Source organism: Nostoc flagelliforme FACHB-838, from assembly GCF_014698065.1.
GTDB lineage: Bacteria > Cyanobacteriota > Cyanobacteriia > Cyanobacteriales > Nostocaceae > Nostoc > Nostoc flagelliforme_B.
In genome coordinates, this window is the sequence record NZ_JACJSI010000012.1 from 74,753 (window position 1) to 90,098 (window position 15,346).

13 protein-coding genes and 1 other RNA gene are annotated in these 15,346 nt (G+C 41.9%); 4 read left to right on the forward strand and 10 right to left on the reverse strand.

Annotated features, from left to right (window positions below; translation table 11 throughout):
* Nucleotide 1: 1 nt before the first annotated feature.
* From H6G97_RS09140 to groL, 6 genes are all read right to left on the reverse strand, one after another.
* The gene (locus H6G97_RS09140) at nucleotides 2–1,066 is read right to left on the reverse strand and encodes a Gfo/Idh/MocA family protein (RefSeq protein WP_190940308.1); all 1,065 of its coding nucleotides are present in this window, start codon (nucleotides 1,064–1,066) and stop codon (nucleotides 2–4) included.
* A 101-nt stretch (nucleotides 1,067–1,167) separates the two neighbouring features.
* Complete coding sequence (gene rnc, locus H6G97_RS09145; RefSeq protein ID WP_190940309.1) at nucleotides 1,168–1,887, reverse strand: ribonuclease III; 720 nt, start codon at nucleotides 1,885–1,887, stop codon at nucleotides 1,168–1,170.
* A 117-nt stretch (nucleotides 1,888–2,004) separates the two neighbouring features.
* Nucleotides 2,005–2,432, reverse strand: an RNA gene (rnpB, locus tag H6G97_RS09150) — RNase P RNA component class A.
* A 45-nt stretch (nucleotides 2,433–2,477) separates the two neighbouring features.
* Nucleotides 2,478–3,173 carry a hypothetical protein gene (locus H6G97_RS09155; protein WP_190940310.1) on the reverse strand — a complete coding sequence of 232 codons (696 nt, stop codon included), beginning with the start codon at nucleotides 3,171–3,173 and terminating at the stop codon, nucleotides 2,478–2,480.
* 64 nt (nucleotides 3,174–3,237) lie between these two features.
* Nucleotides 3,238–4,380, reverse strand: a complete 1,143-nt coding sequence (gene corA / locus H6G97_RS09160; protein WP_190940311.1) for a magnesium/cobalt transporter CorA — start codon at nucleotides 4,378–4,380, stop codon at nucleotides 3,238–3,240.
* Nucleotides 4,381–4,659: 279 nt separating this feature from the next.
* Entirely contained in the window at nucleotides 4,660–6,342 is a 1,683-nt protein-coding gene (gene groL / locus H6G97_RS09165) for a chaperonin GroEL (RefSeq protein ID WP_190940312.1), read from the reverse strand.
* 157 nt (nucleotides 6,343–6,499) lie between these two features.
* Here groL and H6G97_RS09170 point away from each other — a divergent pair, with 157 nt between their 5' ends.
* Nucleotides 6,500–7,582: an MraY family glycosyltransferase gene (locus tag H6G97_RS09170; RefSeq protein ID WP_190940313.1), complete on the forward strand. Its 1,083-nt coding sequence runs from the start codon at nucleotides 6,500–6,502 to the stop codon at nucleotides 7,580–7,582.
* Nucleotides 7,583–8,110: 528 nt separating this feature from the next.
* Here H6G97_RS09170 and fabG read toward each other — a convergent pair.
* Nucleotides 8,111–8,857, reverse strand: coding sequence for a 3-oxoacyl-[acyl-carrier-protein] reductase (gene fabG / locus H6G97_RS09175; protein WP_190940314.1), 747 nt, complete (start codon nucleotides 8,855–8,857; stop codon nucleotides 8,111–8,113).
* Nucleotides 8,858–9,511: 654 nt separating this feature from the next.
* On the opposite strand from fabG, the gene trxA reads away from it, so the two are divergent.
* On the forward strand, nucleotides 9,512–9,829 hold the full coding sequence (trxA, locus tag H6G97_RS09180; protein WP_190940315.1) for a thioredoxin: 318 nt from the start codon (nucleotides 9,512–9,514) through the stop codon (nucleotides 9,827–9,829).
* 217 nt (nucleotides 9,830–10,046) lie between these two features.
* Nucleotides 10,047–10,214, forward strand: coding sequence for a hypothetical protein (locus tag H6G97_RS09185; protein WP_190940316.1), 168 nt, complete (start codon nucleotides 10,047–10,049; stop codon nucleotides 10,212–10,214).
* A gap of 212 nt (nucleotides 10,215–10,426) precedes the next feature.
* Here H6G97_RS09185 and H6G97_RS09190 read toward each other — a convergent pair whose 3' ends face one another.
* The 3 genes from H6G97_RS09190 to H6G97_RS09200 all read right to left on the reverse strand — a co-directional run bounded on the left by H6G97_RS09190 (nucleotide 10,427) and on the right by H6G97_RS09200 (nucleotide 14,188).
* Nucleotides 10,427–12,352, reverse strand: a complete 1,926-nt coding sequence (locus tag H6G97_RS09190) for an iron uptake porin (RefSeq protein WP_190940353.1) — start codon at nucleotides 12,350–12,352, stop codon at nucleotides 10,427–10,429.
* Between the two features lie 335 nt (nucleotides 12,353–12,687).
* Entirely contained in the window at nucleotides 12,688–12,948 is a 261-nt protein-coding gene (locus tag H6G97_RS09195; protein ID WP_242054862.1) for a hypothetical protein, read from the reverse strand.
* A 448-nt stretch (nucleotides 12,949–13,396) separates the two neighbouring features.
* Nucleotides 13,397–14,188 (reverse strand): DUF1868 domain-containing protein, encoded by a 792-nt coding sequence (locus H6G97_RS09200; RefSeq protein ID WP_190940317.1) that lies wholly within the window; start codon nucleotides 14,186–14,188, stop codon nucleotides 13,397–13,399.
* A gap of 165 nt (nucleotides 14,189–14,353) precedes the next feature.
* Here H6G97_RS09200 and holA point away from each other — a divergent pair, with 165 nt between their 5' ends.
* Entirely contained in the window at nucleotides 14,354–15,343 is a 990-nt protein-coding gene (gene holA / locus H6G97_RS09205) for a DNA polymerase III subunit delta (RefSeq protein WP_190940318.1), read from the forward strand.
* The last annotated feature ends 3 nt before the right edge of the window (nucleotides 15,344–15,346 follow it).

The window sequence follows — 15,346 nt, forward strand, 5'->3', positions numbered from 1 at the left end:
TTCAAGAGTCACTGAAACTATCGTTTAAAAAAACAGGTTTGCCACCTTGCTCAAGAGATGCTGTTAGAGCAGCAAGAATTTCTACTAACTCAGTGCCTACCCAGCCAGATGAAACCTCTGAGGGAGTATTGTTAAGAATAGAGGCAACAAAGCGATCGCAAACTCGCGCCAATGGTTCCCCTGGCTCTAATTCCAGCACCACCTGCTTTTGATTAACAGGAATAAATTGATTACCCTGCTGTTCAAACTCCCCATGTAGCAGGGTGAGAGGTGATGATAGTGACATTTCATCAAAAATCAAACTGCCAAGGCTCCCGACAATCCCCAATCGTCGCTGTTTATCAGGATTCAGCCAGCAGAGGTGAATATAAGCTTGAAAGCCATTTGGGTATGTTAGTGTCAGCCATACTAAATCAGCTAGTCCTTGAGATGGGGAGTAGGTCATTTCCCCACTCCCCTCCCCTTGTAGCCACACTGTACCCGTCGCTTGTACTTTCAGAGGAATTTGACCCAGCCAAGCGTTAAAGATAGCAATATCGTGAATTGCTAAGTCCCATAGCGCATCAACATCTTGCCGGACAGGCCCTAAATGGGTGCGGGTGGCGTAGCCATAGCGTAAATCACCTAATTTACCCGCCTGTACTACAGTTTTTCCTCGCTCAACTGCTGGGTGAAATAAATAAGTATGGTCAACCATAAGTATTAAATGATGCTGCTCTGCCAACTGGCAAAGTTCCCGACATTCAGCGGGATCGAGAGTTAAGGGCTTTTCAGCTAAAACATGGTATCCCTGTTGAAGAGAGTCTTTAATTAAAGCATAGTGGGTGGTAGCTGGAGTTGCGATCGCCACTCCTATCAACCCTGGCACTTTCTTTAACTCTTCCCATTGTGTTGTTAATACAACATTATTATCTAAGTTAAACTGCTGCTTTATCGCCACTAATCGCTCTGGATGCGGGTCTATTACAGCAACTACATTTACCAGAGGATGTGCTAAGAAATTTCGCAGCAGATGCACTCCCCAACGCCCAACTCCGATGACAGCAATTTTAATTTGATTTGTCATTAGTTATTAGTCATTTGTCATTTGTCATTAGTATGCAAGGGACTAGGACAAATGACCACTGACAATTAACTGATTCTCAGTTTATTAGCCGTATTTTTGGTTTAGGGTATTTCCGGTTTAGGAATTGCTAAAAAAGCTACCTTAGCCGCGGCTTGTTCAGCAGTTTTGATCGAGCGCCCTTTACCAACTCCTAGCTTGTTTCCGTGCAGCCACACTTCAGCCATAAAACGTTCTTGATTGCGATGCGGTTGACTGACTTCCACAACCCGATACTCTGGTAAAACTTTAAATTGTGCCTGAGTCCATTCTTGAAGAGCAGCTTTGTAATTAAGTCTGGCAGGATCGAGGCGAATTTCTGTTGCTAGTTGGTGGAAGTGGGGATCTAGCCAAGAGCGGATCAATTCCAGATTTTGAGTACTTAAGTAAAGCGCACCCAAAACTGCTTCAAAAGCATCTGCCAGTCGTGACTCTTGACCAACTTTATCGGCGGTAGCACTGCCAGCGACTAGTAAGTATAACTCTAAACCATAAACTCTGGCTAATTGGGCGAGGATGCGATCGCTCACCAACACCGAACGAATTGCCGCAAAATCCCCTACTGGACAATCAGGATAATTTTCCCATAACACAACAGCCGACACCAGCCGCACCACAGCATCGCCAACAAACTCAAGTTGTTCATAATTTGCCGAATCAGAGACAGTGGGATGAGTTAGCGCTAAATCCAGCAGTTCCCACTTTATAGGTGCTTCTAGGGGCAAACCTAATTTTTGGATTAAACTTTCGAGTTGCCGCTGACGGCGTGGATAAGCAAGGGGCATTACATGACGAGGGGGAGGGGGCAGGGGAAGCAGGGGAGGCAGGGGAAAAATACTAACTTCTAACTTTTGTACAGACGCGATTAATCGCGTCTCCTAACTCAGCATAAAAAAGGGGGGGGAGAGAGCAGGACATAAGCCGGGTTCTGTTCTCTTGCGAGGGCAGTTATCTATCTGGGACGTTTGTTACCAAACGCCTCAAGCGGCTCTCATTGAGCGGAACTGGTAAAAGACCAACCGTAGTTCCTATCGCCTTGCTCCCAACCGGGGTTTACCGAGCCAGCACCTCTCGATACTGCTGGTGCGCTCTTACCGCACCTTTGCACCCTTACCAGATCAATTAAAAATGTAAAATTAAAAATTAAAAATTGATTGCTCATTTTACATTTTTAATTTTTAATTTTTAATTGTCCTGGCGGTATCTTTCTGTGGCACTATCCTCACGATCGCTCGCACTGGACGTTATCCAGCAAGTTTGGTCTTTCGGGAGTCCGGACTTTCCTCAAACCAGTAACTATGACTGATCTGCAACCGCCTGCGCCTACTCTCTCCTTAGATCCAGTGTACTGTTGACGTAGCATGTTGACATGGCATTACTTTTTTTTATTCCAAGGTAGAGCGTAAGTCCAAGGTAGTTTCCTGACTGTGAAAGGACAATTGATAATGCTAATGGGAGGAAAATCACGACCTGGGGCTAGACCTAAACGTACCTCAGATATCCTTAGTACCAGTTGCAGCGAAAAGTCCAACTCTTTTTTTCTGTTAATAAAATCGTTGTATAACTTTTTTTGACCTTTTTGTAGCCCGTTGATATCAATTAATGGTTTTTTAGCTGAATAGGTTCCAGCTACTTGATCGCGCTCGAATACATCTTCTGCTGTCACCGTTTCCGAAAGTGTTTTTTTAGGCGCAATCAAGCTAGGACTTTGAGGTACTGCTAAGTCGCGGGTTAAGTCTGGTGATTTCCGAATTACGCGGCGCGATTGTTTGCTATGTTCAACGACTAAAGAGCTATTGTCCCAGTCAACGTATACGGCAACATTATCCGATTTATTTTCAATGCTAATTCCTAAATCTTTCAAATCGTCAATTGGGTATGAGGATTTGAGTTTAAAAGAAATCCCAATTTTATCGTCGAGGTTGTTTTCTTTTAGTTGCTCATCAACGATCCCTTTTTTAAACTCAAACTTAATTTGATCATCAATGGATTCAATCATGCGGTTAAAAATGTATGAAACACCGATAATATAAATTGTCAAAACTACTAAATTCTGGTCGCTACTCTTCATCACTCAGAATCTTAACTCCCGGTGCTAATGAATATATATCTGACTCATAGCTCATCTACAATTTTTAATTTTGCTTGATTACTACAGAATTTTGTAGCCAGCCTCTTCGCCAAAAAAAGAATAGTAAACCAACTGCGATCGCTAACATTACTGCCCAGCAAAGTGGATAACCCCAATACGAATTTAGCTCAGGCATATTATATGGCGATTTTTCAGTATTGAAATTCATACCATATATTCCGGCAATAAAAGTTAGTGGAATAAAAATTGTTGAAACTATTGTTAGTACCTTCATGATTTCATTCATTTTATTACTCACTGCCGAAAGATATACATCCATTAATCCAGATGCTAGTTCTCGGTAAGTTTCCACCATGTCCATCACTTGCACCGTATGGTCATAACAATCTCGCAGGTAGATTCGCACTTCTTCACTAATCAAATCGGGAGCATCTCGAATTAAAGAATTAATTGCATCTCGCTGGGGCCAGATAGCACGACGTAGTTGCAGTAATTCTCGCCTAATTTGATAAATGTTTTGTAGTGTTTGTGGAGTAGGTTTAACTATTACTTCCTCTTCTAACTCTTCGATTCGCTCTCCATAAAGCTCTAGTACTGGGAAAAAGCCATCAATAATCGCATCTAACACGGCATAAGCTAAATAATCGGCTCCCTGTTTGCGAATGATCCCTTTGCTTTTTTCAATTCGCGATCGCACTGTTTCAAAACAATCATTTTCTGGTTCCTCTTGTACTGTTAGCAAATAGTTTTTCCCTAATATCAAACTCACTTGCTCGCTGTGAAAACCACATATTCTTTCCTTCGGTACTACCATGCGGGCAATGAATAGCAATTGGTCTTCATAATCCTCTGTTTTGGGACGCTCTGGCACATTAACTATATCTTCTAAAACTAGAGGATGTAATTCAAAAACCTGACCTAATCGTTGTAGTATTTCTTGACTGCCTAAACCTTGTACGTCTACCCAAGAAATCGATTCCCCATCCAGATATGGGATACATTCTTCTGGAGTTGCTATTTGTTCACGGATAAAATTAGTTTGGTTATAGTCAATCAAGAAAATTATCGGTGGTGGAGCATCTGCATCAATAAAAATGGTTCCAGGTACAGCCCCTGGTTGATGATAGAACTCATCTTCATACGGTCTTGTGATTAATTTGGGAAGGCGACTCAGTTTTCGTGCCATGCAATATTACCTAATAGTCATTAGTCATTTGTCATTTGGAAATAACAACGGAGATAAAAATAACTTACACGTTATTTTACAAAAAATAATATAAAGACGGTAGTTTCTAAATTATGCAATTATTTAGGTTACTAATTTAATCATTAGTCAGATTTAATTTCACGAATCTTAATTACGAATTGGTATAGCATATTGCCTCTGAATCAGCAATGCTACAAAAAAACAGTTTGCCTTAGTAAGACAAACTGCTGAAAAAATATTTATCTGGGTGAGCAGAAGTTAGAACATGCCCATGCCGCCCATGCCACCCATGCCACCCATGCCGCCCATACCGCCCATGCCGCCCATACCGCCCATATCAGGGGCAGCAGCTGCGGATTTCTTCTCCGGCTTTTCAACAACGATCGCTTCGGTAGTTAAGACCAAACCAGCAATGGAACCAGCGTTTTGCAAAGCTGAACGCACGACTTTGGCAGGGTCGATAATACCAGCAGCAATCAAGTCTTCAAATTCGCCAGTAGCGGCATTGTAGCCAGTGTTGATGTCGCTCTCACGGACTCTAGAGACGATTACAGAACCTTCAGCACCAGCATTGTCTGCTATTTGGCGCAAGGGGGCTTCTAGCGCTCGTTCGACAATATCAGCCCCAATTCTTTCTTCGTCATTTTCTAGGGTCTTTTTAATCTCTTGTACCTTCTTAGCTAAGTGAATTAGAGTTGTCCCACCACCAGGAACAATACCTTCTTCCACAGCAGCTTTAGTAGCGTTCAGCGCGTCTTCAATCCGCAGCTTACGGTCTTTGAGTTCGGTTTCGGTTGCCGCACCCACTTTAATCACTGCCACACCGCCAGCGAGCTTGGCGATGCGTTCTTGCAGTTTTTCTTGATCGTATTCAGAATCGGTTTCTTCCAACTGTCTGCGAATTTGACCAATTCGCTTTTGTACTTCTGGCTTGGTGACACTGCCAGCGACAATTGTGGTGCTTTCTTTGTCAATGGTGATTTTACGGGCAGTTCCCAGCGCTTCTAGAGCAGCAGTATCCAGACTTAAGCCGATTTCTTCAGAAATCAACTGTCCATCGGTGAGAATAGCAATATCTTCTAACAAAGCTTTGCGGCGATCGCCAAATCCAGGCGCTTTAATTGCAGCTACAGCTAGTACACCCCGCGCTTTGTTCACTACCAAAGTTGCCAAAGCATCACCCTCGACATCTTCAGCAATAATCAACAAGGGCTGACCAGAACGGGCGACTTTTTCCAAAATCGGCACTAAATCTTGAATGCTGCTGATTTTTTTATCTGTCACCAAGATTCGGGCATTTTCAAACTCGACGATTTGCCGTTCGTTGTTGGTGACGAAGTAGGGAGAAATATAACCCCTGTCAATCTGCATCCCCTCAACTACTTCTAGTTCGGTGGTTAGAGATTTAGATTCTTCAACGGTAATGACACCATCTTTGGTGACTTTTTCCATTGCTTGGGCTAACATTTGACCAACTTCTTCATCGTTACCAGCAGAGACAGTGGCAACTTGAGCGATCGCACTTCCTTCTACTGGCTTGGCTATCTTGGTAATTTCTAGTACCAATGCCTCAATAGTTTTGTCGATCCCCCGTTTCAAGCTAACTGGGTTACTACCCGCCGCGACGTTCTTCAAACCTTCTCGAATCAAGGCTTGTGCTAAAACTGTTGCGGTGGTTGTACCATCCCCAGCGACATCTTTCGTTTTTGAGGCCACTTCCTGGATGAGTCTTGCACCAGTATTTTCCAAAGGATCTTCTAATTCAATTTCCTTGGCAACAGTGATACCATCGTTGACAATTTGAGGTGCGCCAAATTTTTTCTCTAAAAGGACATTGCGACCTTTGGGCCCCAAGGTGATTTTTACGGCATCGGCAAGGGCGTTAACACCCCTTTCTAGAGCTCGCCGCGATTCCTCGTCAAATGCAATAATTTTCGCCATGTTTTATTTCTCTAGCGCTTCCATTAGACAATTTAGCACTCACAGCGCCAGAGTGCTAATCTCCCAAGCGGCTCAACTTACAAATGGAAATAAAAAAATTGATTAATATACAGGTGATGCTCATATTAGATACAGGCAGTAATGCTTGAATTGGGAGATGAATCTAGACAACTCCCTTAAGTTCCTTGGTATTGCCGAACCTAGCGGCACCGGCTGGTTGGCAGTAGTATTTACGTTCCTCTTGGCTTGGCTAGTAACTTGGCGTTTAATTCCGACAGTACGCAAATTCGCCTTGCGGGTAGGTTGGGCTGATCAACCCAACGCACGGCGACTCAACCGAGAACCTTTACCCAACGCAGGGGGGTTGGCTATCTACGCGGGTGTAATTGCCGCGCTGGTATTAGCTAGCCTCTTACGACCTATCGAACTGCAAACCGTATTGGCTCAGGTGCTCACTATTCTGTTAGGGGGTTCTATATTAGTCCTTGTAGGCTTTATTGACGATCAGTTTGGCTTACCGCCCTCTGTTCGATTGTGGGCACAAATTGTCACGGCACTGTTGCTGGTAGCAAATGGCATCAGCGTCAAAGTCCTGTTTGGCACGCCCATCGACTCGTTCCTGTCCATATTGCTAACAGTACTATGGGTAGTAGGGATTACCAATGCCATCAACTTGATGGATGGCATGGATGGGTTGGCAGGAGGGATCAGTTTTATTACCGCCATGAGTTTGTTAGCTGTTGCAGCTCAATTTAACAACCGTGCAGCGGCAATCTTGGTACTCGCAGCCTTAGGAGGTGCTGCACTGGGCTTTTTACGCCATAACTTTCATCCTTCACGAATTATTATGGGTGATGCCGGAGCATACTTTTTTGGCTATGTGCTGGCAGCAACTAGTATTTTAGGCAAACTGCAACAAAACACAATTTATGCGCTAATTCCTACGGTTTTATTTCTGCTGTTACCAGTGTTAGATACTACTCAAGTATTTGTGCGACGGCTATTAGCAGGAAATAACCCTCTGAGTACTCCTGGCAAAGACCACTTGCACCACAGCTTACTTGCTTGGGGACTCTCCCAGCGCCATGCTGCGTTCACGCTTTGGTCAATTACCTTAGTTTTCAACTTGCTGGCGATGAGAATACAAGGTATGAGTTTGGCTGTGATGGTGACTACCGCTAGTAGCATTATTATTCTTTTGGGCTTTACTATCTGGCAAAGGATACGTCAACAGCCTTAATTGCTTGTAGGGTGGGCATTGCCATGCCAGCCCTACTATGGTTTATTCTCCGCATGGAAGCGATATTTACGAGAGCTAGTACACAAAACCTATAACAATACTTGTCGGTTAAAAGAGAAAGGGGAATGGGAAAAGAGAAAGAAAAAACCCTTAACCCTTACCCAAAACTAAACTTTGAGTTCAAAATGCAAAACCCGAGTAGTATTGAAACCTATAAAACTTGAGTAAAGCTTACAAAAAAATTTATTCAACTATAAAGCATATTAAATTTACCTGAATTGGCGGGTTTCGGGGAAAAGGGGAAAGAAAAAACCTTTAACCTTTACCCTTTCCCCAAATCCAATGCCGAGTTAAAAATGCAAAACCCGAGCAGTATTGTAACGCACCCTACTGGTGTAACACAGCTAAAATAGTGCAATTAAAAATCTCTGGAAATTTGATTTGAGAAACATAATCTAATTTTTCTATTGCAACATTTTAGCCTTGCCACGCCATGACAAAAATCATTAACTCCTAACTCAGCATTATTTACGCCATGACCATGCCACCATCGACGTTAAAAACTTGTCCAGTGACGTAGGCGGCGGCGGGATCGGCAGCGAGGAAGCGCACCATCCCAGCGACTTCTTCGGGTTGACCGAAGCGGCCGAGTGGGATGTATTTGAGAATATCTTCGGGGTTGTTGAGATCGCTGGTCATATCGGTGGCGATGAATCCAGGGGCAACGGCGTTAACGGTGATGCCACGAGTAGCTAGTTCTTTGGCAACGCTTTTGGTGAAGCCGATTACACCAGCTTTGGCGGCGCTATAGTTTGATTGCCCTGGGTTGCCCATTTGCCCCGCAACGGAGGTAATGTTGATAATCCGCCCTGATCGCTGCTTAAGCATGATTTTACTGACGGCGCGTGTACATAAGAAAACACCAGTTAGATTTAGGTCTATCACAGCTTGCCAATCTTCTGGCTTCAAACGCAAAAGCAGGGTATCGCGGGTAATACCTGCGTTATTGACTAAGATATCCACACGGCTAAACTTTTCCATAACGGTGTTAACTAATGCGTCTACTTGATCGCCTTTAGAAACGTCTGCTTGGATAGCGATCGCCTGACCTCCCGCACTTGTAATTTCTGTAACAACTGCCTCAGCAGCTGCACTGGAACTGGCATAATTGACAACTGCGATCGCTCCTTGTGAGGCTAATTCAATTGCGATCGCACGCCCAATTCCTCGTGATGCACCTGTAACAATTGCAACTTTATCTTGTAATAATGTCATTCAATGTTCCTCAATCTTAGAAATACCGCGCTAATTATCTTATGGTGATTTCGGGAACATCTGAATATTGTCTGAATAAAATCTAACTCTTGCGGGATGACAATCTTGCCGTCATGTTGCAAATTAAATAGCTAATAGATAAAGTTATACGTCGTATTTAGCTAAATATAGCAATTCCAAGCCATTTGTGAAAAATAAGATACCCCACTTCTTAAAAAAAGTCGAGTATCTGGGCGTTGCAATTCTCACAAATCAAATAGCATTGTTATATAACTTGAATAACACGAATTAAGGTTTTACTATAATTAAATATCTATAGTTATTTGTCTGTAAATGGATGAATAACTTGAAATAATATATTCGCTTGACAGGATAGGCTAAGAACTTTTACAGCTAGTCTCTTCGTAAACATCACTCTTGTGAACGTCTCTATAATTATTTGCCTGGTCAGGATAGGTTTAAATACATATCTAATACAGATGCATAACCTAAAATAAAATACATATTTTATTATAATTATTTAAGATTGTGGGCTAGAAATCAGTTTATATTAACTAATCTAATCTTTTCCCACCAAAAACCCATGAACCTATACCGCTTTTATTTTCTAAGAATTACTATTGAAACAAACAATTGAAAATCGGTGTGTGTCACATGGCAACTAAAAAGCAATTTAATAGCTTTGAAGAGATGCTATCTGCTTCTGATGTACCTGTATTAGTAGATTTTTACGCTGACTGGTGTGGCCCATGCCAAATGATGGTGCCAATTTTAGAGCAAGTCAATATCCAACTTAAAGATCGCCTGCGGATTGTCAAAATCGACACAGAAAAATACACAGATTTGGCTACTCAGTATCAGATTGCTGCTCTACCAACTTTAGTACTATTCAAGCAGGGTCAGCCTGTGGATAGGATAGAGGGAGTAATGCAAGCACCGCAGTTGGTGCAATATCTACAAACAAAAGTTTAAGCTAACACTTAAAATTTGAATTTTAGGTGCCAGAGGCGCGGAATATCGCGTCTTTTTTAGTAGGGTAGCACAGCTAGCTGTTGCCCTACGAATCACTGTGTAAAATCTTAAGTAAATATTAAGCATATCTACTTATATGTCTAGAGAAAGTAGTTTAGAAATTGAGATGGCTATATTGTATAGATATAACAAAATATCTTGACAAGTAAAGCAATATATGGATTACAAGCAGCAAAGACCTGACAAAGCTTATATTTGGGTGAATATTGATTTTGACAAGGTTAAATATAGAATAGATGCGGTGACTTGCCAAATTGAGCGGGTTATACAAAAGCACCAAATTTCAAATCAAACTGGTCAATCAGGCAAAAGAAATAATTACTAATTATGTCTTTTGCCTGATTGACACTCATTTTCACGAGTGTTATTTCTGCGAGGATATCTGCTTGCTAATTATGCTGTGAAAACGTGTGAGGAAATTATGGGATGGCTATTTGAGAGTGTAGCTAAGGAGGTTGTAAGAGAAAGCAGTAACGGAAGTAGCTAACTTGTTTGATTATGTTTTTGGTACGTCAGCCGCTCCCTACTCTCAATCTCTTAAAATGTAAAAGTAGTTCGAAGTACACCTACAGTCGTAGTCTCATTGTTGCTGTTACCTTCTGGGTTAAAGAGAACAAACGCACCAGGGGTAATGCTGATATTATCGGTAACTTGAAGGCGGTAATAGGCTTCTAAATGGTAAGGAGTCGCCCGATTCTCGCCTGCGGGGGTAAGTTGAGCAGAACCACCAGTATCACTACGAAAAAGCGGCTGACCAAAAAGAAGCCCGGCACTGTTCCCTGACTTGAATAAATCTTTGAAGTGAACTCCCGCCATCCAACTTGTAAAGGTGGTGGAAGCATTCACGCTATTTGAAGCAGCATCAACAAATAGTGCTGCACCGTAGCCAGATAAGGCTATCTTGGGAGACAATCGCCATGTTACCGTACCCCCAACAGAGTTGAGTGTAACCGGTGTTTCTGCTCCAACCCCTGCTAAAGCACCGATATCACCACTAATTAATCCTGTACCCAAAATATTGATTTCGTGATAACTGTGGGCATAGTTTAAACCAATATCCAGAGCAGTACTTGGCTTGAAGGTTAACTGTGTGGCAATAACACTACTACCACTAAATAAACCTGCTCCCAAAGGTGTAGTAGAAACTCCTGGTAGTCCCTGAACCTCACTTGCAGATTTTTGGCTTAAATTAGCATTTGGATTGCCGTATAAAGCTCTTAAATCCAAATTTGGCGAAATGTTAAAAATAAATCCCGCCGCCGATGCTAAACCAGTACCCGAAGTCCCACCAGAAATCCGTACCACAGGATTCAAGCCGCCAAAACGAGAAATTGACTCTTGTCCTTCACCATAAAAAGGCGTAATTGCTGGGAAAGCATCTGATGTTTCCGCCGCAGTTCCCGCAAACAAGGTTAATTTATTAGCGACGGGAAAGATATACACCAATTTGTAAAGCTGAACACTGTTTGCGCCAACACTGGACAAAGTATTGACATTTAACCCCGGAAATTGTGGCTCAAAACTGGTACGAGCGCTACTTGCACTTAAAATCGGCGAAGCTAATCCTAAATTTTGTTGCAGGCTACCTTGTCCATCGGCTCCACCCAAAAAATTATAGGCTTGCAATCCAGTAATCAATAAATCTTTACCAGTAAAGCTAGTGGTGAGATTTAACCGCACTCTATTGACTAGGATGATGTTCGAGTCGCTGTTATTAGGAGCGCCACCGCTAGCACCAACACCAGCAATAATTACCTCTCCATTAAGTTTAGTGGTCGTAGAAAACTGATTTGCCTCTAGTTCTGCTGTGCGAGCTTCTACAGCATCTACTCGACCCCGCAATGTTGCCAATTCCGCCGCAAATTGTTCTTGTAGTTTCTGCAACGTGGCTAAATCTTCCTTCTTGACCAAATCACCAGTTGCAGTGGCAATCAGTTCGTTGATTCGGTCTAAACAAGCATTTAAGCCAGCAGCAAATTCATAGCGAGTCATCGCCCGATTACCGCGATAGGTTTGATTGGGATAACCTGCGATACAACCATAGCGCTCGACTAAAGATTGGAGTGCCTGAAAAGCCCAATCGGTCGGCTGTACATCAGACAACTGGGATACGGATGTTACTTGTGCAAGTTTGTATGAGGATGGAGATGAACTTGCAGATTGTGGTATGATTGGCTGCCAAAATTTAACAGCAGAATCTACTTCTAAATCTTGATTTTTTTGCTGTTGATTGACTGAAGATAAATTTTTTTGACTCTCATTAGCTATCAGCAATTTACTGGAGATATTATTCGCTAAATTGCTTTGATGAAAATCATTTTTCTGATAGCTGTCATCATCTTGATTAACAACTACGTTTTTATCTGCAATTTCTAGACTAGGAAGGGCTTGCACAGGTGATAACCCGGCAATTAAACATAAAAATCCCATCCCACTAGCAGAAGCTAGTAGATATTTTGCCATCATAACTCCCAACACCTATAAAATAGTGCAAAAATTAATTGCGATTTCAAAATAGATTGATAAGTAAATTTAAAGTAGATTTAGCAAGAGAATCTTGTTAACTTTAAATTTTGCATTTCAGGATTTTTCTGAATCTGCTTACCAGGAAATCAGCTTATATCGCAAGTATTAAATTATAGTAAATACTATTTTTAGAGAGAATTAACAATAATTATTATTGATAGTTTCTATAGTTACTATTGTAAATACTAAATGGTTTGTGAACAGTATGTTCCGTAGGATGCCTGATCCATAAGCCTTCCAAATTTTCTCTGTTCAAATTTAAAATCGAATTGCTATATTGACAAAATAATAACCATGCCACCAAAGCTTAAACCGTTTTCATCTGGTGCAAAGATTGGTTTTGTGAACAGAAAGCTTGCCCATAAATTTCTGTGGCTGGAAAGGTCAGTAATAACTTCTTCGCCATCAAACTCATTAAACCGACGCTGCCAAACCAAGGCAGCAAAGAGTTCTTGAGGAGAATAGGATTCCGCAATCGATTGGATTTTGCCTAAATCAAGCATCACATCTACGGTAAGTAATATTTTTAACAAAACATTTGTAACTACCCTTGCAGTTTATTTACCCAGTGCCTGCTATTCTTATAGTTACTTCGGTCTGTCATAGCAGATAGATTATCCTCGATAATGTTTTTATTTATGAGCGCTCATATACCATCGTGGTAATATGGGTGCTTTTACTTTATTCAAACAGAATAAAGGTGTCAGCCGTCAGAATACAAGAAGAGTATTCTGTACGACTGATGGATAGCGGATAGATTTTTCCCTAGTTTTAAAACCTGTCAAAAAGAGGAAAAGGGGCAGGGAGCGGGGAGCAGGGGGAAACCCTATAAATTCAGGGGATTGAAACCCTTATAGCAGAGGAATCATGAATCCTCTCCCAGCTTTTGGTTGGACAGGAAGCCTACAGTGGCGCTTTGCGTCACTGTAGGTAGTTCACTAAACCCAAATTTAATGTTGCTTAGATGATACGCAAAGCAGGTCAAAAATCTAAAATTGGCCAGTCTGGTTCACGATAATAGCGTGTCATGTTGTCAAACTTTCGCAATTCGACGCGATTGATTAAAAATTCTGGCAAATTCAATAGCCATTGTTCATTCAATTGAGAAAGCATTGTACTGAAGCCTGTGCGGTCTAAGTCAGATGAAACCTCCCCAAAATAGGCTAATGTAACATGGGCTGTGAAATGATAATGCTGCTCAATACCCAAGGCAATTAACTTGGGATTTTGATAAATTGTTCGGCGAAATTTAATAATTTCCTCGTAACAGCGTTCATCTTGGGGTACTAAACAAACGGCTATAGCTCTTGGCATGAGTATCAGCCCCAGTATTTGCCATTTAATCGGATGACTCCTGTTTGTCATCAATTGTTGATATTGCTGAAATATTTCGGCTAAACAAGAGTGTAACTCTTCGTCAAATTTGGGATTTTTTTCGCAGGCATGAAGATAAGCACTGTCCCAAATTAAATCTGCTAAAGTCAAATGGAAGCTAGCAGAAGGTACAGGTACAATCAAATTACGGTTTACAGGCAACTGCAAAAGTTCCTGTTGGTAAGTCTGTAATTTGCTATAGAAAGCAGAGTTTTCTGATTCTTCTTCTGCCGCAGGCGGGGTAATTAACGTATATCCAGGAAAGGATGCTGCTTCTCTCAACCCAGAATTTGGCTGAAATTTAGAAGATTCCTGAATATGCTGGACTTGGGATCTGTAAGTTTCTGGCAGCGTCAGTCGCGCTAACCGATTTAAGTAAGTTTGATAGTTGTCGTCCAATCTTCATAGCCTCACGCTCTCACTTGATAGATTTTAGGGAAAATTACCCCGATTAACAGAATGATTTCAAAAGTATTTAATTTTTGGGAGGGGGGCTGGGGGAGAAGAACTATTAATTATTGATAATGCCCCATGCCCAATCCCTATCTACTAAGAGGTTTATCTATGCCAGTTTATGTTTACTGGGGTGAAGATGATTTTGCTATGGAAAAAGCGATCGCTATGCTGCGCGATCGCGTCCTCGATCCCCAATGGATAAGTTTTAATTACACTGCATTTTCCCCAGATCAGGCTGATGCTGCCATTCAGGGGTTAAATCAGGTCATGACACCCACTTTTGGCGCTGGTGGGCGCTTGGTATGGCTGATAAATACTACTCTTTGCCAGCACTGTCCAGATAATGTGTTGGCAGAATTGGGGCGATCGCTACCTGTGATTGCCGAAAATTCATTTTTATTACTCACTAGTCGTAACAAGCCAGATGAACGCCTCAAATCCACGAAATTGTTAAAACAGTTTGCCACTGAATTCCGAGAATTCCCCCTCATTCCCCCTTGGAAAACAGAATTACTGGTGCAATCTGTTAATCAAGCAGCCCAGACTGTAGGCGTAAAGCTGACTGCCAATACTGCTCAGTTGTTGGCAGATTCTGTAGGCAATGATACACGGCTTCTCTACAATGAATTAGAGAAATTGCGGCTATATGCCCAAGGTAATAATAAGCCTTTAGACACAGATACCGTTACCAAGTTAGTAAGAAATACTACTCAAAATAGCTTACAATTAGCAGCAGCAATCAGAACAGGAGATACACCTAAAGCTTTGACAACACTGGCAGATTTGAGCAATGCTTCCGAACCAGGATTACGGATAGTTGCCATGCTGATTGGACAATTTCGCACGTGGCTGTGGGTGAAGATTATGATGGAAAGTGGGGAGCGCAATCAACAAGCGATCGCCCAAGCTGCTGATATCGGTAATCCCAAACGGATCTACTTCTTACAGCAAGAAATCAGGCTGCTTTCTGTGCAACAGTTAATCTCTTGCTTACCTCTACTACTAGAGTTAGAAGTGAGTCTCAAGCAAGGATCATCACAAATGTCAACACTCCAGACTAAAGTAATCGAACTTTGTCAAGTTTGCCGAGGAAAGTGACAA

Coding starts and splice junctions, on each gene's coding strand:
- H6G97_RS09140 (WP_190940308.1), bottom strand. CDS start 1,066: ATGACAAATCAAATTAAAATTGCTGTCATCGGAGTTGGGCGTTGGGGA.
- rnc (WP_190940309.1), bottom strand. CDS start 1,887: ATGCCCCTTGCTTATCCACGCCGTCAGCGGCAACTCGAAAGTTTAATC.
- H6G97_RS09155 (WP_190940310.1), bottom strand. CDS start 3,173: ATGAAGAGTAGCGACCAGAATTTAGTAGTTTTGACAATTTATATTATC.
- corA (WP_190940311.1), bottom strand. CDS start 4,380: ATGGCACGAAAACTGAGTCGCCTTCCCAAATTAATCACAAGACCGTAT.
- groL (WP_190940312.1), bottom strand. CDS start 6,342: ATGGCGAAAATTATTGCATTTGACGAGGAATCGCGGCGAGCTCTAGAA.
- H6G97_RS09170 (WP_190940313.1), top strand. CDS start 6,500: ATGAATCTAGACAACTCCCTTAAGTTCCTTGGTATTGCCGAACCTAGC.
- fabG (WP_190940314.1), bottom strand. CDS start 8,857: ATGACATTATTACAAGATAAAGTTGCAATTGTTACAGGTGCATCACGA.
- trxA (WP_190940315.1), top strand. CDS start 9,512: ATGGCAACTAAAAAGCAATTTAATAGCTTTGAAGAGATGCTATCTGCT.
- H6G97_RS09185 (WP_190940316.1), top strand. CDS start 10,047: ATGGATTACAAGCAGCAAAGACCTGACAAAGCTTATATTTGGGTGAAT.
- H6G97_RS09190 (WP_190940353.1), bottom strand. CDS start 12,352: ATGGCAAAATATCTACTAGCTTCTGCTAGTGGGATGGGATTTTTATGT.
- holA (WP_190940318.1), top strand. CDS start 14,354: ATGCCAGTTTATGTTTACTGGGGTGAAGATGATTTTGCTATGGAAAAA.